We start from the raw sequence: 24,430 nt of genomic DNA, 5'->3' as shown, positions 1-24,430 counted from the left end.
AGTACGTATTGAACGATAATGTTTTACTTCAAAAATTGATTTTTTTAATTAAAAAGTTAGATAATTCTTCTATTGGTAAGGGTTTGCTTATATAAAAACCCTGAACGTAATGACAACCATGCTGTGTTAGGAACTGATAATGCTCTTTTATCTCAACACCTTCAGCAATAACTCTAATATGCATTGCCTTTGCCATGGCAACAATTGCATTGACTATAGCAATCGAATTAGGATCTGAGGGCAAATCTTTAATAAAAGATTGATCGATTTTGATAATATCAATATTGAACGATTTTATATAAGCAAATGAAGAATAACCCGTGCCAAAATCATCTATGGCAATTTTGACCCCCAGCTTTTTTAATTCACGCACAATATTGATGTTCGCTTCAGTGTTAGAAATAAAAACCTGTTCAGTCAACTCCAACACTAATTGGTTTGGCTGAATATTAGTTTCATGAATAATTTCTTTTACAGTTTGAACAAAGCTTTTATCTAGTTGAGGTGAAGCAATATTAACGGAGATGCTTTTAAGATATTTTGCGTGCAAATTGACAAACTCAGAACACGCAGTTTTGAGAATCCATTTACCAAGCTCGATAATATAATTCGATTCTATGGCAAGGGGAATAAAATCAGCAGGAGATATCATTACCCCACTCGAATGTTGCCAACGAATAAGCGCTTCAACTCCTATTGTATGAGAACTTGATGTATCGATAATGGGTTGATAGTGTAAAATCATCTCATTTTTTTCTATAGCATGATGTAATTCATTTTCTAAAATATATTTTTTCCTAGTGAGCTCTGATCTCATCCCATAGGAAAATTTAAAATTATTCCTGCCAGAGTTTTTAGCAAAATACATTGCTTGATCTGCTTTTCTTAGTAAAACAGCAGGATTCTTGCTATCTTTCGCATAAATACTAATGCCAATACTCGCAGTGATAAAAAATTCATAGCTCTCAATGCGAAATGGTTTCGAAATTAAATTTAAAATCTTAACGGCAATGCTTGTAATGATGTCGATGTCAATCCGACTCAAATTTGTCAATAATATAATAAATTCATCACCACCAAACCTGGCGACTATATCTGTTTTACGAACAGTGTTGCTGAGTCTTCTGGCAACCTCTTTTAATAACATATCACCTGTTTCGTGACCAAAACTGTCGTTTATTTTTTTAAAAAAATCGAGATCGATAAATAAAATAGCAAAATATAATTTTTCCGTTCTGCATCGAGCCACCTCATTATTCAAGCAGTTTGAAAAATGCTTACGGTTAGATAAACCAGTGAGCATGTCATGCTCGGATAGATATAATAAATTTCTTTCTAGATTCTTACGTTTGATAAATCCCCCAATTTGCGCACTGACATTATCAAACATATTGAAAAGCTTTCGATCAATATTGATCCCTCTATATCCAAATAATAATATAATGCCAAGAACTTCCCCCCTAAACGAAATGGGAAGTCCAAAGCAACAACATAAATCTCTTGGAAAGAGCGTTGAAAATTTAGATTTCTTTTCAAACTGCTCTAAGTCATTTATGAATATCGGACGTTTTCCTTGCCATACATAGTCAGCGAGATCTTCCCCATATTGGAAAATGATATTTCTTCCGTTTTTATCAAAGAGGGAACTCATCTTAAAGCTATGCCAAATACTGAGATGCTGTAATGCATCCTGTTTTTGATCGACTGCCCATATTTCTCCAATTTGCCAATTCTGAATTTCACAAATTATTTTTAAAATATTGTGTCCTGCAGAATTGATATCAGGTGATTCAGATAATGCCATTGCAATGCGATACTCAATAGCCAGAATGAGCTCATTTTGTTTTATATACGTGATGTCATGAGCAATAACAGAGATACCAATAATTTTGCCTAATTTATTTTTGATAGGTGCGGCATTAATAAGTACATTTAAACGTCGCCCATCTTTAGTGAGAACATACATTTCATAATCTAAAATCTCTCTATCTTCTTTTATGATATGAATCAAATTCATACCATCTTCTTTTATGTCAGGTGGTAGCAAAATGGAGACGTGCTGTCCTATTATTTCTTCTGCTTTATACCCAAATAATCGCTCAGCACCTTTATTCCATAAGTTAACTATGCCATTTAAATCCTTACTATAGATTGCATCGTTAGAAGATTTTAAGACTAAAGCATACTCAAGCAGGCTTCTTTCAGTTTGATTACGTTCAATAGCAGAAGTAATTGCGCGAAAAAGGGAGACACCATCATAATGTTCCTTATTAATGTAATCCTGAGCACCTTCTTTTAAGCAATTAATGGCCACATTTCCATCTAGCAAATCGGTTAAGACAATGATAGGTGTATCAACTACGACATTTTGCATTTTTTGAAAGGTGTCTAAACCTTGAGAATCTGGAAGACCTAGGTCAAGAAGAATCAAATCAATTTTATTATTATTTTCTTTATATAAATTTATCGCTTCTTCTAAGGTCTGAGTTAAGATAAAATTAGGCTCAAGATGCCCTCCATCGATTAATAATTCCTTTATTAATCGAGCATCGCCTGCACTATCTTCAACTAATAAAATGGATAAATTATTTTTCATAATTTCATTTGAGATTTTAGATAGATCTCTTAAGTTTTTTGAAACTCTTCTTAAGTATATATCATAAAATGACAGGTTTTTTTGGCAAACCAACCCATTTTAAGGACATTAATGATGCAGATTATTATGACTTATTTCTTCATAGTAATTTACAAATTAAGTCCTCGGGAAGTTAAAAATAATCGTTTTCTTACATGCTATACTAGCAGTAGTAAATTAAAAAAGGACATGCGATGAAAGTCCCTTCATCTCAAGTTTTTATAAGGATTTTTTCTGTTTTTAGTGTTGTATTTATTATCATCATTAGTTTCATTATATACTTTCAACTTTATCGACTCATTGATGAAAATGATCAGGTTTTTCACACTCATAAAACCATAGAAACTGCTGAACGAATAATTACCAGCGTAAATACTCTGGAAAAAATACACAGTAATTATATTATTTTTGGCAAAGCAAATTATCTTATTGATTATAAAGCGTTAATTGGTCAGATTGTTCTAAATATTAAAATATTTACTAATCTAACCCGAGACAACCCAATCCAACAAAACAGAATAAATGATTTTTCACGATTATTTGCTGAATACCTCAAACTTTTGGATGCATCCATTCAAGTACGTCAAAAAAACGGGATGAAAGCAGGTTTAACATATATTGCCGCAGATAATTTCAAATGGATGTCTGATCAACTGAACCAAACCAGTGTACAAATCATAAATGAAGAACAAAAGCTGCTGGATATCCGTAGTGGAAACGCTTTCATCGTAGAATCAAGGACCTTATCTTTAGCACTATTATGTAACATCGGTGCTATTGGATTAATTATTTTATGTTTCTATTTGTTAAATAAAATTATCAATGAAAAAATACTAATAGAAGAACGAATTCGCATATTTATGAATAGTTCTAAAGATTATGGTTTTCTCATTCTTAATCCAGCTGGTGAAGTCACTAGTTGGAACTTAGGAGCTGAGCGTATAACGGGATATACCGAGAAAGAAGTACTTGGTAAACATTTTACTCTGCTTTTCCCTAAAGACAAACTTATAGAAGACCAGGAACAAGAATTAAAAGAAGCAGCAGAAAAAGGTCTTAGTGAAAAAAATGAATTGTGTGTACGCAAAAATGGCCAACCTTTTTGGGCCAATATCATCGTTAGACCTATGTACGATAGTCTTCAAAACTTGGTCGGTTTTGGAAAGATCATACGTGATGTTACAGATAAAAAAATAATTGAAGATGAGTTAGATAAGAACATAAGTGAAAAAATAAAAGTCAATGAACAGTTACAAAAAACTTTGGATGAGTTGCAAAGATCAAATAAAGATCTAGAACAATTTGCTTATATCGCCTCACATGATTTACAAGAACCACTCCGAGTGATTTCAAATTACACCAAGTTATTAGAAAAACGCTATAAAGATAAATTGGATGATGATGCAACTGATTTTATTAATTATATTGTTGACGGAAGTAAACGAATGCAACAATTAATCACTGATTTATTGGCTTATTCTAGAGTTAGAACACAAACCAAGCCGACGCAACAGGTGGATCCTAATCTTTTATTAGATGACATCTCCGCTTCTTTAAAAGAAGCAATTAGTGAAAAAAAGGTTATTATTCAATACGACAAATTACCAATGGTGTGGGCAGATCAAGGGCAGTTACGCCAATTATTTCAAAATCTTATTTGCAATTCCATCAAATTTTGCAAAGAAAATCCTGTAATTAAAATCACGGGTAAAAAAAAGGGTGAGCTTGTCACTTTTTGCGTGGCGGACAATGGCATAGGAATTGCACCTGAATATCAAGAACGGATCTTTGAAATCTTTAAACGGTTACATACTCGAGATCAATACCCTGGAACAGGGATTGGATTAGCTGTGTGTAAGAAAATTGTCGAGCAACAAGGAGGCACTATTTGGGTTGAGTCAGAATTAGGCAAAGGCTCTAAGTTTTGCTTCACATACATGCATCAGGGAGAAAGGAATGGACAAACTAATGACTAATCTTAGGACAACAAATATTTTATTAGTGGAAGATAGCCTCGCAGATATTCGATTGACACAAGAAGCTTTAAAAGAATGCAAGCTCAAATTAAACCTATCCATTGCAACAGACGGTGAGCAAGCTATGGATTATCTTTTTCATCGCAATGGATTCGAGAATTCGAAACGTCCAGATCTGATTATACTTGATTTAAATCTCCCCAAAAAAGATGGACGCGAGGTATTAAAAGAAATCAAATCTGATGATTCATTGAAAAAAATTCCAGTCGTTATTTTAACTGTTTCTACGGAAGAACGTGATATTCTTCAAGCGTACGATACCTACGTCAATTGTTACATTACTAAGCCTCTTGATTTAGATAAGTTTAGTGATGTAGTGCAATCTATCGAAAATTTTTGGTTCACTATTGTTTCCTTACCACAAATATAATACGTAATTTGTAAGAGCTAGTTAAGGGAAATAGGCTCGCTGAGCGAAATGTTGAAACAGCCTTATTAGCCAAAACATGGAAGCCTGTAGCATATGTGAATGTTATCAGGTATAGAGCAGAACCCCGGGTTACGGCGTCGCCTTCACCCAGGCTACACTCGAGGATTCCATACCTATAGCCGGATGCAGCAAGCGGAACCTCGGGTAAGAATTAGTTTTAGCGCTCTCGGTTACGACTTTATTGAGCGCTACCAATCAAGGTTAGTTTCAACTGACGTCCACAAACCCATGCCTTGGTTAAATCACTCATGACTTCTTTAGGCATTCCTTTAGGTAAGCGTACTGTTGAATGATCGTCATGAATTTTCAGACCAGTGATATGTTTACTTTGTAAACCAGCTTCGTTGGCAATCGCACCTACAATATTCCCTGGTTTTACTCCATGAACTTTACCCACATCAATGCGGAATAAATCTTGTTCTACAAATTCGTCACTAAATTTTTTACGATTGTCACGACCGTCTCGGAAACCTTTCTTGTCACTAGAACCGCCTCTTCGCTCATCGGCTCGAGAGCGTTCAAATTTGCCACCACGCTCAACACGTCCCTCTTTAGCAGGTCTTGATGCTTTAGGTAATGCTTGCTCTTTTTGCCAAGGAAGGTCTTTGTGTAGTAATAAAGCCAATGTTGCAGCAACATCAACAGCGGAAACGTCATTTTCTTTAATATACTCTTCAATGATGCGTTTGTATGAAGGTAAGTTTTCATGCTCTAAACGTGCAGTGATGTTTGCCATAAACCGTTCCTGCCGCGCAACTTGAATCATATGATCATTGGGAACAGCTACTTTGGTAATACGTTGACGGGTATGTCGCTCAATACTCGTAATTAAACGTGATTCCTTAGGTGTTACGAATAAAATAGCGACTCCAGAACGACCAGCTCTACCGGTTCTACCAATGCGATGCACATAAGTTTCATTATCATGAGGTAAGTCATAGTTAATTACATGCGTTACACGCTCCACATCCAAACCGCGGGCAGCCACATCTGTTGCTACCAGAATATCAATTGCCCCTTGTCTAAATTGTGCAATAATGCGTTCACGTAGTGCCTGGGTAATGTCGCCATGAATGGCCATCGCCCGCAATCCTTGTTGTTGTAACAGTTCGGCAACTTCTTCAGTGCTGCTTTTAGTACGAACAAATACGATAACACCTTGATATTCTTCTACAGCCAGCACACGCAATAATGCATCAGGTTTTTGATGTCCTGAAGCAAATAAAAAGCGTTGTTCAATACTTTTAACCGTAGCCGTTTCAGCACGTATTTCGATGGAAGCCGGATTCTGCAAATAAGTATTGGCAATTTGGCGTATACGATGAGGCATGGTTGCTGAAAAAAGGCCTATTTGTTTTTCTTCAGGCAGTTTTGCCATGATGGTTTCAATATCTTCAATAAAGCCCATTCGCAACATCTCGTCGGCTTCATCAAGAATAAACGTACGCAAATTATCTAATTGCAAAGTACGTCTATCGATATGATCCAAAATACGGCCTGGAGTTCCAACCACTACCTGAGCCCCTGCTTTCAATTGTTTTAATTGGCGCCCGTAATCTTGTCCGCCACATAAAACAGCAACAGTAGTACCACGTTGCTTCGCACTTAATAGTTCAAACTGCTCAGCAACTTGTATTGCTAATTCGCGGGTTGGAGCCAAAATTAAGGCTTGAGTACCTTGGACATTAGTAGATAAATTTTGCAATATAGGCAAAGCAAAAGCTGCAGTTTTCCCTGTTCCAGTTTGTGCCAGAGCAATCGCATCACGACCTTCCAGCAATAAAGGAATGGTTTGAATTTGAATTGGTGATGGTGTAGTAAACTTCATATCCTCTAGTGCTTTGTTTAAAGCATCTGAAAAATTAAAGGACGCGAAGCTGTTGATTTCTTGAGACATAAAAATCCTGATAGATTAAAACATAACCTATAAAAGGCTAAGTGATATAAAAATTGAACAGTATAATAACAAAATAAACAAAATAATGCACTATATTTATGAATTGATTAGGGTAAACTCTATATCAATTGGTGTGCAATTATTATAGTCCACGTGCGATAAATTAAGCCAGAATAAATACGAATTAACTAAAAAACCTGGGTTACGACTACTCGTCACCCAGGGAAAGTCAGATTAAATCAATGCCGCTAAACGACAGGCCTGATCAATTGCATGACGGGCATCCAACTCCAGGGCTTTATATGCTCCACCCACTAAATGCACAAGTTTTCCTGCTTCTTTCAGAGGGGTATACAATTCAGCAAATTCGATTTGTCCAGCACATATAACCACTGTATCCACTGGTAGAATCTGTGATTTTTCATTGATGTTCATATGCAAGCCTTCATCATCAATCGCATCATAGTGTACACCAGAAATCATTTTGACCTGCTTATGTTTCAGGCTTAAACGATGAATCCAACCTGTTGTTTTACCCAGGCGTTGGCCCATTTTTTCCTTTTTACGTTGCAACAAATAAACTTCACGTGGGCTGGGAGTTACTTGGGGAGGTTTAATGCCACCACGGTATTCTCCATGAATATCAATACCCCACTCGTTATAAAACTGATCCTTTGGAACTGGATGCTCATGAGTTAAAAATTCAGCCACATCAAAGCCAATTCCGCCTGCACCAATAATAGCCACCCGTTGACCTACTTCTTTCTTACCAGTAATCACATCGATATAACTCACCACTTTAGGATGGTCAATGCCCTTGATCTCGGGAACTCTTGGTTTAATTCCACTGGCTAAAACAACCTCATCAAACTCTTGCAATAGCTCAGCCGTTGCTTCGGTATTTAGCAGAATAGTTACCTTAAATTTTTCCAATTGATAATTAAAATAATCCAAAGTTTGTTGAAAAATTTCTTTACCTGGAATCTTTTTTGCCAGATTAAATTGTCCACCGATTTGATTGCTTTTTTCAAATAAGGTGACTTTATGCCCACGCTCCGCAGCTACCGTTGCAAAAGCAAGTCCGGCAGGTCCAGAACCCACTACCGCAATGGATTTGGGTTGTGCAGTGACCTCATAAATCAGTTCCGTTTCATTACATGCACGTGGATTCACCAAACAGGAAGCCGTTTTGTTTACAAAAACCCGATCAAGGCATGCCTGATTACAGGCAATACATATATTAATCGCTTCGCTTTCGCCTATTTTGGCTTTTTCAGCAAATAAGGGATCTGCTAAAAAAGGCCTGGCCATAGAAACCATATCGGCTACCCCGGACTCGATTAATTGATTGGCCAATTCAGGTGTATTAATACGATTTGAAGTAATCACTGGAATTTTTAATTCAGGCTTCAAATGCTGGGTTAGAGGTGTAAATGCTGCAGCAGGTACCATAGTAGCAATCGTTGGGATGCGCGCTTCATGCCAACCAATACCGGTATTAATCAAGGTAGCACCTGCTTCTTCAATCGCCTTAGCAAGAATCACTACTTCTTCCCAATTGCTGCCATCAGCAATCAAATCCAGCATTGATAAACGAAAAATGATAATAAACTTTTCACCGACCGCTTCTCGTACACTCCGCACTACTTCAATTGGAAAACGAATACGATTTGTATAACTTCCACCCCATTCATCCTGACGCTGATTGGTATGCGTGACAATAAATTGATTAATTAGATATCCTTCGCTACCCATAATCTCAATTCCATCATAACCAGCCATTTGCGCAAGACGCGCACAGCGAGCAAAATGTTTGATGGTTTTTTTTATGCGATATTGACTCATTACCCAGGGCTTAAAAGGACTAATAGGCGATTTAATGCCACTGGGAGCAACAATAAATGGATGAAAACCATAACGACCTGCATGCAAAGCTTGCAGAACAATTTTGCCGCCTGCCTCATGTACCGTATGAGTAATTAATTCATGTCGACTCTGCTCTTTGCTGTTAGTTAATTTTGCAGCAAACGGAGCTAAACGCCCAGCACGATCCGGGGCAAAACCACCTGTTGCAATAAGTCCGACTCCTCCAAGTGCTCTTTCTCGATAAAATTGTGCTAAACGATTTAAACTCTCTTTATCTTCTTCGAGACCAGTATGCATAGACCCCATCAACAATCGATTTTTTAATTGAGTAAAACCTAAATCTAAAGGCTGAAATAAGGATTTAAAGGGAGTATTATCAATTCTCAATTCCATGAGTATTCTCACAAATAAACATCAAAATCAAAAGTATAAACCCTGTTCGAATCTTTTCACAGAGAATAAATAAGAAACTTATTGTCTGGGGTTATGAAGCGTATGGATTGGGTCAGAACCCGGATTAGGGACTATGCCTTCACCCAGGCTACTTATTAATTCGACAGTTGCCGTTGTTGAGCAAAAGAAAGACGCATTTGAAAGCGGTTGGCAATAAAAGCACCTAATAAAGTGACGCTGCATCCCACAAGAGAAAGTAATGAAGGTTGTTCATTTAACAAAAGAAATCCCATTAATGTGGATACGATGGGAAGAGCATATAAAGAGATGGACGCATTAGAGGCCGATAAATATTTCAATACATAGCCCCATGCTAAATAAGCAAGTGTGGCCGGGAAAATACCCATATAAACAACCGCTGCTGTAGTTTGTACCTCAGCCATTCTAATTTGCTGCAGCATGTCAGGTAGAAATATAGATAACAATAAAGTTCCCCCCCACATCACCCAGGCAATAATCGCAACAGGATGATAAACACTCACGAATCGCTTTTGGATAATCGTTAAAATCGCGCCCATCAATGCAGAAACCAAAATCGCCATGATTCCCTGTTGAACTCCGGGTTCTGTGTTCTCACCAATCGTCAATAAAGCCAACCCCAATAGGCTGATTATAATTCCAAACCAAACACCTCGCGCCAGTTTCTCTCGTAAAAAAACCAGTGATAAGAGAATGGTCATTGCCGGCATTAAACCCATAACAAAACTGGCAATGCCCGCAGAGACACTCAACTCACCATAATTCAAACAAATATTATAAATACCTATACCAGCCATGCCGGCAAGCAGTAATTGAATACGATCTTTCCATAGTACTCGTTTTTTAATGCCCAGGCTGTGGTAGATGATCATCATACAGAGTGATGCGACCGTAAAGCGTAAAAGAGCAAGTGCTCCAGGCGAATAGCCAACTAATCCAATGCGTATTCCAACGTATGCTGAAGCCCATAAAACTATGGCAATAATCATGATACAGCTTATTTTTAAAGACTGCATACTCCACCATCCTCAGAAAAAATAAAGGACTTATTGTATCAGAATTAATCTAAACAATCACCTGATAGGACGCATGGAACGTGCGTATTTCGCAGTTTTGCAGGTTGTCAAATTAAAGCGCAAATAATGCTGCACCGCACCCAAAAATCGTTGATTTTAAGATCTTTTTTTGCAAATACAACCTTTATTGCCGGCAATATGTAAAAAAGCTTGGCATTTTCTTTTTTTATAAACTACCTTTATAGAAGGGCCTGCTCCTGCTGAGGATGAATATGGATGACCCTTTTTCTACTCTGATTGAAGCCGTTAAATCCGTGTTTCATTTGATACCGATGAGAAACGGAAAATATACTTATCCTGAAATCCAGCAACTAAAGGATGCTATTGAACGCTATCAGCCTGATGAAAAAGCAACATTTGTTGAGCTGGTAAAAGCATTAGGCGCAACATTACACCATTTGGAAAAGTGGCGTATTAATTTTGGCCCTATAAAAAGTTCAATTGATTCTCTGGCTGCACAACATGAAATGCCAGCGATAAACTGGGATAGGTATCTTGATCATCCTAAAAAGTCGCAAAGATTCCAATTTAACGACACGCAAGCAGATGTTGAGTTTGTCCCGTGGTTAGATGCGATGTACGAAAAAATTCACGCTCAGAATGAATCGGGCTTACATACCAAATTAATTGCTCACCGAGATGAACTTGGGTTTAGTCAAAGACTCATTACCCATTTACAAAAAGAGCCAGAATTTTTAGCACATTTGATTATGGAATCCAAAGATAAATTCGTCCAAATTTCCGGTACACGCTTAATTTTTTACTTAACTGATGAGCAAATAGCTGAGGCAATAATCAAATACTTGCCTGATATGCTGCCGGAACACCCTGATCCTTTAGTCCAGGTAGAACAGCTCGTGGATAGATTAAATAGAATATTATCTAATGGGCGCTCTATTTCTACGCTTTTACGTAATTCCAAAGCTAAAGAAGTTTTAGATAGCTCAGAATTGTTCCAAATATATCAAAGTGATGAATATAAAAATCGCCCAGAGCATCCTTCTGTTGTAGAAAGCGAGGAGTATAAACCTAGAATGGTTTGAAATATAACATTGAGCCAGACTGACCCACGGCATGAAGTGATTAGAACCCTGGTTACGGATGCGCCTTCACCCAGGCTACAATCTTACGACTTTTTTATCCATAGAGAAATTTTATTAAGTATGTCATTCCCGCGAAGGCGGGAATTCATCGCAAAAATCAGGCATATACCAAATTTTTTGAATAGATTCCCGCCTTCGCGGGAATGACATATAGGTCTCTGAAATGACCTATATGAAATTTGATAATTACCGTTCTAATTTTTCCAGCAAAACTCCTTTGGAGAGAAAGGAGTTGTCGCATTACTAATAGAAAGAACCGATCCTTAATCCAACAAGCCTAAATCCTTAACTGTATCGTGCTCTTGCTTTAACTCATCTAAAGTTTTGTGGAACATGTCACGACCGTAATCATTAAAGGTTAAGCCTTCAACTACCTTCAATTCTCCGTTTTCACGTCGGCATGGGAAAGAGAAGATTAACCCTTCATCGACTCCATATTCGCCTTGAGAACTACGGCACATAGAGAATGACTCTCCAGCGGGAGTATCAGTCACTAAACGATTAACACCAGTAATCACGGCATTGGCAGCTGAGGCAGCAGAAGAAGAGCCACGCGCTTTAATTACTGCAGCGCCACGTTGTTGTACAGTAGAAACAAATGTGTCTTTTAACCAAGACTCATCAATCACTTTAGCAGCAGAAACTCCATTAATTTTCGCATTATAAAAATCAGGATATTGGGTAGAAGAATGGTTACCCCAAATGGTCATTTCAGTGATTGCGGTAATGTCCACACCTGCTTTTTTAGCCAATTGGCTACGCGCTCTTAATTCATCCAAACTGGTCATAGCATAAAAACGATCATTTGGGATATCTTTCGCGTTATTCATGGCGATCAAGCAGTTTGTATTGCATGGATTTCCTACCACAAAGACACGCACATCATCGCTTGCATTGTCATTAATTGCTCGACCTTGTTTGGTGAATATACCACCATTAATTTGCAATAAGTCAGAACGCTCCATACCTTGTTTGCGAGGAACAGAGCCAACCAACAATGCCCAATTCACTCCGTCCATTGCCTTATTCAGATCTGAGGTACAAACCACACGCTTCAATAAAGGAAAGGCACAATCATCCAGCTCCATCGCAACCCCTTCTAGAGAAGGCAGTGCTGCTTCAAGCTCAAGTAAATTTAATTCTACTTCAGTGTTTGCACCAAACATTTGTCCAGAAGCGATCCGAAACAATAATGCATAACCAATTTGTCCAGCTGCTCCAGTAACAGCAACTCTAACTCTTTTATTTGCCATGTGATTTCCTCTTATTTTTCAGGTAATCAGCACAAATTCTCTCTCGCAAAGCAGGAAAGAAAGCAACTTGCATGATTACATTTTTTGTTAGAAAACTTGCAACATGATACTATTGCATTCCCAAACAAGCCAGTCTTAAAAAGAGTAATGATCCCTTTATCGTTGTACATTCATATTCCATGGTGCATTCGCAAGTGCCCTTATTGCGACTTTAATTCTCATAAAAGTCCTGAGAGTTTACCAGAACAAAATTATGTTCAAGCGCTTCTTGCTGACTTAAAAACTGATTTGCAGCACTTTGAAGCACGTGAGATTTGTTCCATTTTCATTGGCGGAGGCACTCCAAGTTTGTTTTCCGCGCAAGCATACGATACATTATTTACCGAATTAAGACGGCTTTTATCCTTTGCGCAGGATATTGAAATCACTATGGAAGCCAACCCAGGCACTGTAGAGCAACAACGATTTACTGAATACCGACAAATTGGGATTAATCGACTATCCTTAGGTATTCAAAGCTTCAATCCCGAACATTTAAATACTTTGGGTCGTATTCATGATGCACAACAAGCGCATCGAGCTATCGAATCCGCACGAAATGCCGGCTTTAACAATCTCAATCTGGACATTATGCACGGTTTACCCAAGCAAAGCGTGGCCCAAGGAATCGAAGATTTACGGGCGGCGATTGCTCATCAACCAGAACATTTGTCTTGGTACCAATTAACCATAGAACCAAATACGGTATTTTACAAAGAAAAACCTCCATTACCTTCTGAAGATGAAGCATGGTGCTTGGAAGAAGAAGGACTCGCTTTACTTAAAGAATCTGGTTTTGAGCGCTATGAAATTTCTGCATTTGCTCAATCTGCGCGACAAGCTCGGCATAACTTGAATTACTGGCTCTTTGGCGATTATTTAGGTATAGGCGCTGGAGCTCATGGCAAAATCACAACCCCAAAAGGAATCCAAAGAACACGTAAGCATCGTCAACCTAAAGAATATCTCGCCTCAGATAAACCTTTTTTGGCAAGTATGGAAACCGTAACGGCCCAAGATCTTCTGTTTGAATTTATGCTCAACACTACCCGTTTAGAACAAGCCATCCCCTTAGAACTCTTTACCCAAACTACGGGGTTAGCATTGAATGATTTACTCCCCAAGCTCAAAATAGCCGAACAGAAAAAGCTCATCACGCTCACGGATACTCATTGGCAAGTCACTGCTTTTGGCAGACGTTACACCAATGACTTACAAGCGCTATATTTATAAGTATAAACTGTAGAATAAGACCTGTTTATTCCAGTTCAAAAAGTTGAGTTAGGTGCAACTACTTGCTAGCCAATAAAGATTAATTAATAATAAGTTACTTTCCGGATAAGGAGCAATCGGTGATGTTATTCATATTTTTGGTAGTTCTTGCATATTTAATGGGATCTATCTGTTCTGCGGTTATTGTCTGCAGCGCTTGCTCTTTGCCAGATCCACGGACAGAGGGTTCAAAAAATCCCGGGGCTACAAATGTATTACGCATTGCAGGAAAGCAATATGCGGCCTTGGTTATGGCTGCCGATCTCCTCAAAGGTACGATTCCCGTACTCATTGCCAAAATCTTAGGTGCTGATCCAATAACAATAGGATTTACCGCTCTAGCCGCGGTTATTGGCCATATGTACCCTGTTTTCTTTGAATTCAAAGGAGGAAAAGGAGTTGCAACAGCTATTGGGGCACTCTTGGGCTTCCAGTTTCTTGTTGGTGTTTTAGTTGCAGCAACCTGGTTGGCCGTCGCCAAGTTTTCACGGTACTCCTCTTTAGCATCCATCACCGCAATTGGTTTTGCCCCATTTTATTCCCTGCTGCTGATTCAACGCCTAGATATTTTTCCACCCATCTTCATTATGGCGCTCTTAATCCTTTACAAACATAAAGAGAATATTATTCGTCTTATTGATAAGAAAGAACCTAAAATAAAATTGAAAGATGATGTTCTCGATAGCATGATGGAAGGCAAAACGGAGCATGCTGTTACCCCGGCTAAAACTGAAACCATACCCACAGAAACAGTAATTGAAGTAGAAGAAGTCATCATCACTGAAACCGTGGTGACTAAACCTAAAGCAAAAAAAGCAACGCCTAAAAAGACTGAAGAACCCGAAAAGAAAACCAAAGCAGCTAAAAAATCTGCACCCGTAAAATCTAAAGCAAAGAAAGAAAAAGAAGAATAAAAACTCCATTGTCTAGCGGAGTTCGTTCTTTGGTAATTACAACGGCTTTAGTTGGATTTAACCTACAAAAGTTGTCTTTTTTCAGCAAATGATTGAACCGACACCCTATGGGTATGAATGCCATACCCATATAGAACATTTACTCCCTTAAAAGAACCTTAAACCACCTCCCAGGATGTACATTAATATTTCAACTGTATATAATAAGTCCATTAAGTTCGAATTTTGGGGGAAAATAATGGGGTATAAAGATCATAACTATGTGTTCGAAAAGAGAGAGGGTAAAACGTATTATTCTTTTGATACCACAACAGCAAGTCCTTTTCATGAGATCGAATATATAAAAAAGAGACCTGTAAATCCACAACTATCGGCTAGATTTACAGAGCGCGCCTCCATAACCATCGATGGCATGAGTTTAGAGCAGCTACTCAAAAACGAAGGAAAATTTGCAAAATATAGCGATGGGCGTTATTTCTGTGAACAGGAAGAATTAAGCAATTTTTTAAAGACTCATCTTCTTTTCCGTATGCCTGAAAATCAGCAAGATGATGCTCTTATTCAATTAAAGCTGCTATTGGGCCAAGGCGGGCTAAGTCCAGCCACTGCAGCTGCAGACCAAGCGTTCAATGAGCTTAATAAAAAAGGAGTTATAGGACAAAAATTTTTCTGCAGCCGTGAGCAACATCAAGGGGAAGCCCGCATATTTGCCCCGGCACTAGATCCCAGCCCAAATAATCTATCCTCCCCTGTTTGGCAAAAAAGAGCACTCAATTTCCTTACAACAGAAAAGGGCTTTATTCTACAAGAAGTAGTAACTCAAGAGGCTTTAGTGGTAGTTAATGGGAAAGAGATATTAAAAATTTATCCAGATGACCCAAAGGGGGAAAAACCATACGTTTATCAAGCGTTGATGACTATAGATGTCGATTTAACAGACAATGAAGGCAAACTAACAGCCCAACCAACTGTTACACATTGCGGAATTAATTATGGAAGTGCGCGAGCAAAAGAGCTGTTAGACACTAGAGGTTTGTTGGCAAAATTCATTGATGCTGCAAAAAAGCTATTTCATATGGATGGCAGCAAAATTAGAGATTTATCAAAAGGTCGAGACGACGAGGAAGAGAATGTTGAGAACCAAGGCTGTTCTTTCTGTTCTTATTAAATCTCTATTGGCGGTTGCTTTCGTGCAATTAATACCTGGTATTAAATGAATCTTTTGCATTTGATACCAGAACAAAAAATTAAGCTAAAGGCCATCTTGCTTTAACTTCCACCCCCATACCTGAATCTTTTTCTCCACGCATCATCCGTAAACATCCAGCATAAGCAATCATCGCTCCATTGTCCGTACAATATTCTAAAGCTGGAAAATAAATCATTCCACCAATACTCTCAATCCATTCACGCAAGCCCAAGCGTAAGGCTTTATTTGCACCAACTCCTCCCGCTACCACCAATCGTTTGCACCCCGATTCCTGTATGGCTCGTTTGCATTTAATCATTAACGTATCGACGACTGCTTGCTGAAATGCTTTAGCAATCTCAGCACATGCACGCTCATCTTTAGCACTTTGATTCCAGGTGTTTAATGCAAATGTTTTTAAACCACTGAAGCTAAAATCAAGACCAGGCCTGTCCGTCATTGGACGCGGGAATCGATAAGGGGTTGATTCACATTGATCCGCTAAGGCGGCAAGTACTGGGCCTCCTGGGTAAGGTATTCCCATTAACTTAGCAGTTTTATCAAACGCTTCGCCCACAGCATCGTCTAAAGTATCACCGAGGATACGATAGTCCCCCAGATCTTTAACTTCAACCAATTGGCAATGACCGCCGGATACCAAAAGTGCAATAAAGGGAAATTCGAGCGAAGGAGTTTCCATTTTTGCTGCTAAAAGATGTGCTTCCAAATGATGAATAGCTAAAGCAGGGATTTGTAATGCATAAGCTAAACTTTTAGCAAAACAGGATCCCACTAATAATGCACCAACTAAACCCGGCCCAGCTGTATAAGCAACGCCATCCAGTGCTTTTTTATCAAGACCTGCTTGTAGCAATACTTTATCAAGCAAAGGAATCAAATAATTAATATGATCACGTGAAGCAAGTTCAGGAACTACCCCGCCATGCACACGGTGAGTATCTATTTGCGAATGCAAAGCGTGCGCTAATAAACCAGCATCTGAATCGTAAATTGCCACCCCAGTTTCATCACAGGAGGATTCAATACCTAAAACCAACATAAAATTAAGAGCCTGATAAAAAAATTCAGCAATTGTACCACAGATTTAAGCACTGTATCGACGAAACACCTCCCTATCCGGTAGCTTTCGAACGTGATCTAATAGGTTAAAAACAAAATTTATCTACTTAAAACTTGACGAGTGCTTCAACTAGCACTAGAATTGCCCACCTATTAAGATCAAATAACCAGAGGACTAGTTTAATGCCTACCGTTCGCGTCAAAGAAGGCGAAAATCCAGAATATGCATTGCGCCGTTTCAAGCGCTCTTGTGAAAAAGCCGGTATTTTAACCGAATTACGCCGTCGTGAATTTTATGAAAAACCAACTGCTGAGCGTAAGCGCAAACAAGCAGCTGCGGTAAAACGTCATCTGAAGAAAATTTCTCGTGATATGACAGCAAAACAACAAGGCGGAAAACGCCGACGTAAATAGGATTTTCTGTCCTGTATTTTTTACTAAGGCCACATATACTTCGCATAGTCACAAATAATTATGATTATGATGTCGTATTTAGTGGCCTTTAGCTTTTCAAAGTATATAAAAATCTTGAGGAACGGTTCGGTTTGTTCAAGATGAACCAGATAGCCGTTCCTAGACTTAGGAGCCGAGCTGCTCATTAGATTTTAAGGAATAAAAATGACAATTAAAGAACGCCTTAATAACGATGTCAAAGATGCAATGCGAGCTAAGGATAAAGAGCTTTTATCCACACTTCGTTTAATTACTGCAGCAGTAAAACAAGTCGAAGTGGATGAGCGTATTGAAGTAGATAATGAGCGTATGTTGGTGATTCTGGATAAAATGAGCAAACAACGCAAAGAGTCTATAGCACAATACGAAAAAGCCAATCGTGATGATTTGGTGGCGCAAGAACAATTTGAATTGGACATCATTAAGAAATACTTGCCAGAGCCTTTATCTGAAGCTGAAATTAAACAAATGGTTCAAGACGCTATTGCTTCAACCGGAGCTGAAAAAATGGCTGACATGGGTAAAGTAATGGCGATCTTAAAACCTAGCTTGCAAGGACGGGCTGATATGGCTCAAGTTAGTGCCATGATTAAGGCTCAATTAAGCTAAGGAGCAACATGTCTGGCTTAATCCCGCAGCCATTCATTGATGATCTCCTCCATAGAACGGATCTGGTTGAACTAATTGACAGCTATGTTCCCTTGAAAAAACGAGGGAACAGTCATATTGCCTGCTGTCCTTTTCATAACGAAAAATCCCCTTCCTTTAACGTCGTAGCTAAAAAACAGTTTTATCATTGTTTTGGCTGTGGTGCCTCAGGCAATGCCATCAGCTTTGTGATGAATTACCTTAATCAGGGATTTGTCGATGCAGTTGAAACCCTGGCAACTCGCGTGGGTTTAACCATCCCAAGAGACAAACAAAACGAGAAAAATAATCCCTCCCTGGATCTATATAAACTCTTAGCGGATGTCAGTCTTTATTATCAAAAAAAATTAAAACATGAAGGTCAACCTGCCATTAATTATTTACGAGGAAGAGGTTTAAGCGGAGAAATTGCGAAGCTATATCAGTTAGGTTTTGCAAGTGAGGGCTGGCATCACCTCGAAAAAGCGTTTCCTCGCAATCAACGGGAACTGCTAACCACGGGGATGTTGATTAAAAACGATGATGGAAAAATCTATGATCGGTATCGTAACCGGATCATGTTCCCCATTCATGACCGCCATGGACGCATTATAGGTTTTGGCGGACGCGTCCTAGACAACGAGCAAAAACCCAAGTACCTCAACTCCCCGGAAACCGTGATTTTTCAAAAAAGCCGGGAATTGTATGGTTTGCATCAAATTCTAAGCCAGCAAAAAACGATTGAGTACATTATTGTGGTTGAAGGCTATATGGATGTGATTGCCTTAGCCCAACATGGAATTATGAATGCCGTAGCCACTTTAGGCACAGCAACCAGCACCTACCATATTCAGCTACTTTCCAAACACACCAAATCACTGATTTTTTGTTTTGATGGGGATAATGCAGGAAGACAAGCTGCATGGCGCGCGCTGGAAAGCAGCTTGCCGCATTTGAATTTGGGGCTTGATGCCAGTTTTATGTTTTTACCAGATAGCCATGATCCGGATAGCTTGGTCCGCCAGGAAGGAAAAGAGAATTTTTTAAATCGAATTAAGCAAGCAACCCCATTACATCGTTTTCTTTTTGATAACTTAGCCAAAGACCTTAATCTGCTTCGACCTGCAGGAAAAACCCAGCTTATTAATTTGGCGAAACCGTTTTTACAGAAAATGGATGAAGGTTCATACAAGCAATTGCTCATTGAAGATTTGGCACGTTTAACTCATATCGAAACGCATCGATTGAATCAGTTGATTACTGAGGAGTCGAAAACACCTCAGCAGGAGCAGACAATGACTATTGCGCGTACGCCAATGCGTATCGCGGTGGCTTTGCTCCTCCAACATCCAGAAATTTATGCTCAGATCAAACCCAAAATCAACCTTGAGCTTCTCGATTCAAAAGAACATGAGATCCTATTGCAGGTGTTACAGCAATTGGCAACCAATCCACAGGCAACTACAGCAACCCTCATTGAATCATGGCGTGAACATCCTTATTTTGACTCCATGAACAAACTCGCCGCGTGGGATCATCTGGTTCCCGAGCCAGAATTGGTTAAAGAATTTATCGATATTATGCTCTTTTTGCAAAAACAAAATCGGGAATTAAACATTCGCCAGCTGATTAATAAATCACGTCAGCAGGGATTAAGTGAAGTAGAACGAATAAAATTACAAGAGATGTTAAAAGAACGTCATGTTTGATTTGGAAAATAGCTTGAATAAGAGAATTTTTTACTTTGCAATTGGCATTTACCCTAGCTCTTGCAATTATTCATAATGTGCTAAAATCTTGTAAAGAAGAGGCCCAGAAAAAAGCGATGAAAAACTACTGGTATGTTGCAGTCTCAAGGTTTATAATTGTAAGGTTTTGTAATCCTAAAGAAGCAATCTAAATCCAATTAGTGCTATAGATACTGTAGATTCCATTGTTTTTTAGGAAAATATCCAATTGTCCCTAGAGAAGTGCCTATGACCACGAATGATCAAGAACAGCAAAGCTCACAGATAACCAAAGTCATCAGCCTAGGCAAGGAGCAAGGTTATTTGACCTACAGTCAAATCAATGACTTGCTGCCTAATATCGTCGATACAGAACATTTTGATGTTATTATCAGCATGCTGGAAGGCATGAACATTAAAGTATTTGAGTTGCCACCAGGTGATGATGAACTGGCACTTCTGCTGAATACAGAAGAAGTACCGGATATCGAAGAAGCCGCCATGGTACTCGCCTCTGTCGACAAAGAAACTGGCCGTACTACCGATCCAGTTCGTATGTACATGCGTGAAATGGGTACAGTCGAGCTGTTGACTCGTGAAGGCGAAATCCGCATTGCGAAGCGCATCGAAGAAGGTATTTATCAAGTCCTTAAGTCTTTGGCTCATTATCCAGAAACTGTACAGTTAGTGCTTGACGATTATGATCGTTTCAATGCTCAAGAAATTCGTCTCAATGAAATTATTAGTGGTTTCTCTGATGTTGAAGATGAAATAGCTCCTGCTTCAAGCATTGGCTCTATGCTCGATGAAGAACAAGTGGGTGAATTGCTGCTGTCTGATGATGAAGAAGATGAAGACGGCGAAGGTGGTGGTTTGGGAGAAGTTGATGATGGTCCAAACCCAGAGCAAGCTAAAATTTATTTTGATGACTTACGTGCAACTTATGAAATCGCCGCTGCTGCTTTAAAAGAATTTGGCAGAGAACATGCTAAAAGCGAAAAAGCTTTAGAAGCTATGTCTGAGTCATTCTTAAAGCTCAAGCTCACGTCCAGACAAGTTGATCGCTTAACACGTCATTTCCGACAGCTGCGTAACCACATTAGAGAGTTTGAGCGCAGTATTATGCGTCTTTGTATTGAAAAAGCGCGTATTCCACGAAAACTATTTATTGATACATTCCCAGGTCAGGAAACCGACATGGAATGGCTCAATAGCATTGTTAGCAAACACGGTAAAAAACTCGATATGGTTCGTATTGAGGAATATACCGAGGAAATTTTGCGTATCCAATCTCGATTGGTCGCGTTCGAACTCGAATACGGTTTAACAATTGGTGAAATTAAAGACATCAATCGTAAAATGTCGATTGGCGAAGCCAAAGCACGACGCGCCAAAAAAGAAATGGTTGAAGCAAACTTACGTTTGGTAATTTCCATTGCGAAAAAATACACCAACCGTGGCTTACAATTCCTTGATTTAATTCAGGAAGGTAACATCGGTCTGATGAAAGCCGTAGATAAATTTGAATACCGTCGCGGTTACAAATTCTCAACCTATGCTACCTGGTGGATTAGACAGGCAATTACTCGTTCGATTGCCGATCAGGCACGTACCATACGTATTCCGGTACACATGATCGAAACGATTAACAAGCTTAACCGTATTTCCAGACAAATCCTGCAGGAAACTGGCCGCGAAGCCACACCTGAAGAATTAGCTGAAAAAATGGAATTAAGCGAAGACAAGATTCGTAAAGTCTTAAAAATTGCCAAAGAACCTATTTCCATGGAAACCCCTGTTGGTGATGATGACGATTCGCACTTAGGTGACTTCATTGAAGACAATAACATCGAGTCGCCAATCGACATGGCAACCGCCGAAGGGCTTCGCGAAGCAACTTTAGAAATCTTGGAAACGTTAACGCCAAGAGAAGCCAAAGTACTCCGCATGCGTTTTGGTATTGAAATGAATACCGACCATACACTGGAAGAAGTGGGCAAGCAATTTGACGTAACCCGCGAGCGGATTCGTCAGATCGAAGCCAAAGCGCTCCGCAAGCTACGCCACCCATCTCGTTCAGAAAAGCTGAGAAGCTTCCTTGAAGGCGATGAAGGCTAGTTATCCAAATTAGAGGAAGGATAAAAAGGATTTGTGACCTCTTTACCCTTCCCTCCCCTCTCCCTAACGGGAGAGGAAAATGCTTTAAAAAAATCACAAAAAAAACTAGAACATTAAGCAAATTAAGTTTAAAATGACCCCCTCTCCGGGCCCATAGCTCAGTTGGTCAGAGCAGCGGACTCATAATCCGTTGGTCCTAGGTTCAAGTCCTAGTGGGCCCACCAATTTATACCTTTAAAATCAATAACTTACGTTGATCACCTGTTTTAACGCAAAAGTCCTTGCGTGACTTTTGCGTGACCTAGATCACGCACTTACAAACCTACGTGACTTTCCCTTAGAGTATTTTGACATGCAGGTCTACTCTTTAGGTTTCTCAATAACGTTAATATCACTCCGCTTTTACGATTCTCACAAACCTTATTCGCAGCTTGATATAAACTTTGCAACTCAGCTGAGGAATAGTGAGTTGTAATCCTACCTGAACGATGCCCAAGTAAATCTTGCCTATCTTCAAAACTTACCCCTGAAGCTCTTAACCGTCTACCAAAAGTATGCTTTAAATCATGCACTCTTACTTCAGGCAATTTCGCCTTGTCCCTAGCCTGTCGCCAACCAGTCGATAACATACGACTTAGTGGTCGACCTTTAAAACTAAAAACATGAGTAGGATGTTTACCTCTCTCCCCTTCTATAACTTCCCGAACTGTTTCATTACAAACAATCAGCCGTTCCTCACCGTTTTTGACCAGTTCACCTGGTACAATAAAAACGATGATGTGTGGCAATTCTGGAATTTGTATTTCCCAATCCCAGCGCAGTTCACATATTTCGCGATCCCGACACCCTGTATTTACGGCAAACAAAGCCATATTTTTCAGATGTTCGGGTAACTGCTGAAACAGCTTGTGCTGTTCATCCCAACTTAATGGATAAGGCTTCCTTAAATCTGGCTCAGGCAAAAGTTTTATCTTTGGCGCTGAAATTAGCCAGGTTAAGCCAAACTCGTCCATCCATTCACTGGCCGCTAAATTTAATATACGCCTAACAATTTTCAAACCATGATTGATAGTTCGCATACTCACATTATCCTTTCTTCGACCTTCAATAAAGGATTGCAAGCTACCGATATGAATTGCTTCAATAGGCAAATCGCCAATGTATTTAACCACTTCTCGCAAACGACCAGCATCATCACTGATACTGCGTTTGTGTTGGTTTTCCATCAGAAATTTAGTAGCGGCTTCTTTGAATGTTCTTTTTGGGCGAACACCGTAGACTGTTGCTAATCTTATCTCTTCGAGACGCCTTGCGAGATACTTTTCCGCCTCTTCGAGGTTGTCAGTACCAGTGCTTTCACAAAGTCGTCGTCCGAAGACCTTTTTGTCAATACACCAGACGCTGCCACGCTTTTGCAGTCCTGGTGTTCTTTTTCGTCCCATAATTCCAAACTCCTACTTTTTACTGCCGCGGGACGACCACTACACTGTATATAATCGTCTACCCAAGCGTCTAAATCAAGTCGATCAAATGCAATACCTTGTGTTCCCATTGGAATCTCAACCAGGCTTGGTCTGACATCTTTATTAAATCGATGTCGATCCATACCTACATAGGACGGAGCGTCTCTTAAACGAATTAATCGGGGAATTAGGTGAATATTGTTCATGACTTCTAAACTCCTGTAAATCACACATAATAAATACTCGTTTCGAGCATTTATTAGAGCATATCGAGCATATCACTGCAAATTTTTTTTGGGCTATACCTTAAAAATTTATTCGTACAATGGCAATCAAAGTTTAATATAAGGTGATATTAGTAGTACGCCTGATGCAGCCATTTGCCAGATAGTTTTCCTTTGGGCGCCTAAAAACTTTGCATCCACTTCAATATTTAATGTGTTCATATGCAACTCCATTTAAATCCCTGATGCACATATTGATTATTTGTATTGAGTTCAAGAATTAAATGATAAAGCCTTAGAAGATCCCTTTCGCAATGTGGATTTGTTGGCATTAACTCATCGAAATAAATAGAATGTAATTGTCTTATTGAGCAGTTTAATAAAGCAGCTATATCTATTAGAGTATAGTTAGTTGACTCTAATAGATACTTAATGATGTGCCTACAGATTTGTAGCCTAAAATTATTTTCCACAACGAAAACTCCTTTTCAACTTTTCTGTAGATAGCTACAGAAAATAATTTAAAAATATTTTTTATCTCAATCGGTTTTGACAAGAGTGATGGGATTAAAGCATAATGCCCTTGTCATTTACAT

17 protein-coding genes and 1 tRNA gene are annotated in these 24,430 nt (G+C 39.0%); 11 read left to right on the top strand and 7 right to left on the bottom strand.

The annotated features are described in order from the left end of the window. Nucleotides 1–28: 28 nt before the first annotated feature. Nucleotides 29–2,596 carry an EAL domain-containing protein gene (locus tag ACWTEW_RS02635; protein WP_454780213.1) on the bottom strand — a complete coding sequence of 856 codons (2,568 nt, stop codon included), beginning with the start codon at nt 2,594–2,596 and terminating at the stop codon, nt 29–31. 233 nt (nt 2,597–2,829) lie between these two features. On the opposite strand from ACWTEW_RS02635, the gene ACWTEW_RS02630 reads away from it, so the two are divergent. Both ACWTEW_RS02630 and ACWTEW_RS02625 read left to right on the top strand, forming a co-directional pair. Further along, nucleotides 2,830–4,611 carry an ATP-binding protein gene (locus ACWTEW_RS02630; RefSeq protein ID WP_454780212.1) on the top strand — a complete coding sequence of 594 codons (1,782 nt, stop codon included), beginning with the start codon at nt 2,830–2,832 and terminating at the stop codon, nt 4,609–4,611. Further along, nucleotides 4,592–5,041, top strand: coding sequence for a response regulator (locus ACWTEW_RS02625; RefSeq protein ID WP_454780211.1), 450 nt, complete (start codon nt 4,592–4,594; stop codon nt 5,039–5,041). The genes ACWTEW_RS02630 and ACWTEW_RS02625 overlap by 20 nt, the downstream gene beginning before the upstream one ends. 238 nt (nt 5,042–5,279) lie before the next feature. On the opposite strand, the gene ACWTEW_RS02620 is transcribed toward ACWTEW_RS02625, so the two are convergent. The 3 genes from ACWTEW_RS02620 to ACWTEW_RS02610 all read right to left on the bottom strand — a co-directional run bounded on the left by ACWTEW_RS02620 (nt 5,280) and on the right by ACWTEW_RS02610 (nt 10,312). Beyond that, nucleotides 5,280–6,998: a DEAD/DEAH box helicase gene (locus tag ACWTEW_RS02620; RefSeq protein WP_454780210.1), complete on the bottom strand. Its 1,719-nt coding sequence runs from the start codon at nt 6,996–6,998 to the stop codon at nt 5,280–5,282. Between the two features lie 234 nt (nt 6,999–7,232). Beyond that, a complete protein-coding gene (locus tag ACWTEW_RS02615) occupies nt 7,233–9,257 on the bottom strand; it encodes an oxidoreductase (RefSeq protein ID WP_454780209.1) in 2,025 nt (674 codons plus the stop codon). A gap of 155 nt (nt 9,258–9,412) precedes the next feature. Beyond that, complete coding sequence (locus ACWTEW_RS02610; RefSeq protein ID WP_454780208.1) at nt 9,413–10,312, bottom strand: DMT family transporter; 900 nt, start codon at nt 10,310–10,312, stop codon at nt 9,413–9,415. A gap of 272 nt (nt 10,313–10,584) precedes the next feature. Here ACWTEW_RS02610 and ACWTEW_RS02605 point away from each other — a divergent pair, with 272 nt between their 5' ends. Beyond that, the gene (locus ACWTEW_RS02605) at nt 10,585–11,415 is read left to right on the top strand and encodes a hypothetical protein (protein ID WP_454780207.1); all 831 of its coding nucleotides are present in this window, start codon (nt 10,585–10,587) and stop codon (nt 11,413–11,415) included. Between the two features lie 323 nt (nt 11,416–11,738). Here ACWTEW_RS02605 and ACWTEW_RS02600 read toward each other — a convergent pair whose 3' ends face one another. Next, nucleotides 11,739–12,728 (bottom strand): malate dehydrogenase, encoded by a 990-nt coding sequence (locus ACWTEW_RS02600; RefSeq protein ID WP_454780206.1) that lies wholly within the window; start codon nt 12,726–12,728, stop codon nt 11,739–11,741. A 147-nt stretch (nt 12,729–12,875) separates the two neighbouring features. Between ACWTEW_RS02600 and hemW the strand changes: the two genes are divergently transcribed. From hemW to ACWTEW_RS02585, 3 genes are all read left to right on the top strand, one after another. Further along, nucleotides 12,876–14,000, top strand: a complete 1,125-nt coding sequence (hemW, locus tag ACWTEW_RS02595) for a radical SAM family heme chaperone HemW (protein WP_454780205.1) — start codon at nt 12,876–12,878, stop codon at nt 13,998–14,000. A gap of 119 nt (nt 14,001–14,119) precedes the next feature. Next, nucleotides 14,120–14,953, top strand: a complete 834-nt coding sequence (gene plsY / locus ACWTEW_RS02590; protein WP_454780204.1) for a glycerol-3-phosphate 1-O-acyltransferase PlsY — start codon at nt 14,120–14,122, stop codon at nt 14,951–14,953. A gap of 238 nt (nt 14,954–15,191) precedes the next feature. Beyond that, nucleotides 15,192–16,121: a hypothetical protein gene (locus tag ACWTEW_RS02585; RefSeq protein ID WP_454780203.1), complete on the top strand. Its 930-nt coding sequence runs from the start codon at nt 15,192–15,194 to the stop codon at nt 16,119–16,121. Nucleotides 16,122–16,200: 79 nt separating this feature from the next. On the opposite strand, the gene tsaD is transcribed toward ACWTEW_RS02585, so the two are convergent. After that, the gene (tsaD, locus tag ACWTEW_RS02580; protein WP_454780202.1) at nt 16,201–17,202 is read right to left on the bottom strand and encodes a tRNA (adenosine(37)-N6)-threonylcarbamoyltransferase complex transferase subunit TsaD; all 1,002 of its coding nucleotides are present in this window, start codon (nt 17,200–17,202) and stop codon (nt 16,201–16,203) included. Nucleotides 17,203–17,405: 203 nt separating this feature from the next. Here tsaD and rpsU point away from each other — a divergent pair, with 203 nt between their 5' ends. From rpsU to ACWTEW_RS02555, 5 genes are all read left to right on the top strand, one after another. Continuing rightward, nucleotides 17,406–17,636 (top strand): 30S ribosomal protein S21, encoded by a 231-nt coding sequence (gene rpsU, locus ACWTEW_RS02575; protein WP_010652681.1) that lies wholly within the window; start codon nt 17,406–17,408, stop codon nt 17,634–17,636. Nucleotides 17,637–17,840: 204 nt separating this feature from the next. Continuing rightward, nucleotides 17,841–18,284 (top strand): GatB/YqeY domain-containing protein, encoded by a 444-nt coding sequence (locus tag ACWTEW_RS02570; RefSeq protein ID WP_454780201.1) that lies wholly within the window; start codon nt 17,841–17,843, stop codon nt 18,282–18,284. 8 nt (nt 18,285–18,292) lie between these two features. Then, nucleotides 18,293–20,011, top strand: coding sequence for a DNA primase (gene dnaG, locus ACWTEW_RS02565; RefSeq protein ID WP_454780200.1), 1,719 nt, complete (start codon nt 18,293–18,295; stop codon nt 20,009–20,011). Nucleotides 20,012–20,278: 267 nt separating this feature from the next. Next, complete coding sequence (gene rpoD, locus ACWTEW_RS02560; protein WP_454780199.1) at nt 20,279–22,147, top strand: RNA polymerase sigma factor RpoD; 1,869 nt, start codon at nt 20,279–20,281, stop codon at nt 22,145–22,147. 147 nt (nt 22,148–22,294) lie between these two features. Next, nucleotides 22,295–22,371: transfer RNA gene (locus tag ACWTEW_RS02555), tRNA-Ile, on the top strand. Nucleotides 22,372–22,461: 90 nt separating this feature from the next. On the opposite strand, the gene ACWTEW_RS02550 is transcribed toward ACWTEW_RS02555, so the two are convergent. Continuing rightward, complete coding sequence (locus ACWTEW_RS02550) at nt 22,462–23,589, bottom strand: tyrosine-type recombinase/integrase (protein ID WP_028377809.1); 1,128 nt, start codon at nt 23,587–23,589, stop codon at nt 22,462–22,464. Between the last annotated feature and the right edge of the window lie 841 nt (nt 23,590–24,430).

The sequence above is a fragment of the Legionella stuttgartensis genome (assembly GCF_977063405.2).
The sequence above is the reverse complement of the archived record's forward strand: the minus strand, read 5'-3'. Positions and strand labels throughout refer to the sequence as shown.

Coding starts and splice junctions, on each gene's coding strand:
- ACWTEW_RS02635 (WP_454780213.1), bottom strand. CDS start 2,596: ATGAAAAATAATTTATCCATTTTATTAGTTGAAGATAGTGCAGGCGAT.
- ACWTEW_RS02630 (WP_454780212.1), top strand. CDS start 2,830: ATGAAAGTCCCTTCATCTCAAGTTTTTATAAGGATTTTTTCTGTTTTT.
- ACWTEW_RS02625 (WP_454780211.1), top strand. CDS start 4,592: ATGGACAAACTAATGACTAATCTTAGGACAACAAATATTTTATTAGTG.
- ACWTEW_RS02620 (WP_454780210.1), bottom strand. CDS start 6,998: ATGTCTCAAGAAATCAACAGCTTCGCGTCCTTTAATTTTTCAGATGCT.
- ACWTEW_RS02615 (WP_454780209.1), bottom strand. CDS start 9,257: ATGGAATTGAGAATTGATAATACTCCCTTTAAATCCTTATTTCAGCCT.
- ACWTEW_RS02610 (WP_454780208.1), bottom strand. CDS start 10,312: ATGCAGTCTTTAAAAATAAGCTGTATCATGATTATTGCCATAGTTTTA.
- ACWTEW_RS02605 (WP_454780207.1), top strand. CDS start 10,585: ATGGATGACCCTTTTTCTACTCTGATTGAAGCCGTTAAATCCGTGTTT.
- ACWTEW_RS02600 (WP_454780206.1), bottom strand. CDS start 12,728: ATGGCAAATAAAAGAGTTAGAGTTGCTGTTACTGGAGCAGCTGGACAA.
- hemW (WP_454780205.1), top strand. CDS start 12,876: ATGATCCCTTTATCGTTGTACATTCATATTCCATGGTGCATTCGCAAG.
- ACWTEW_RS02585 (WP_454780203.1), top strand. CDS start 15,192: ATGGGGTATAAAGATCATAACTATGTGTTCGAAAAGAGAGAGGGTAAA.
- tsaD (WP_454780202.1), bottom strand. CDS start 17,202: ATGTTGGTTTTAGGTATTGAATCCTCCTGTGATGAAACTGGGGTGGCA.
- rpsU (WP_010652681.1), top strand. CDS start 17,406: ATGCCTACCGTTCGCGTCAAAGAAGGCGAAAATCCAGAATATGCATTG.
- ACWTEW_RS02570 (WP_454780201.1), top strand. CDS start 17,841: ATGACAATTAAAGAACGCCTTAATAACGATGTCAAAGATGCAATGCGA.
- dnaG (WP_454780200.1), top strand. CDS start 18,293: ATGTCTGGCTTAATCCCGCAGCCATTCATTGATGATCTCCTCCATAGA.
- rpoD (WP_454780199.1), top strand. CDS start 20,279: ATGACCACGAATGATCAAGAACAGCAAAGCTCACAGATAACCAAAGTC.
- ACWTEW_RS02550 (WP_028377809.1), bottom strand. CDS start 23,589: ATGGGACGAAAAAGAACACCAGGACTGCAAAAGCGTGGCAGCGTCTGG.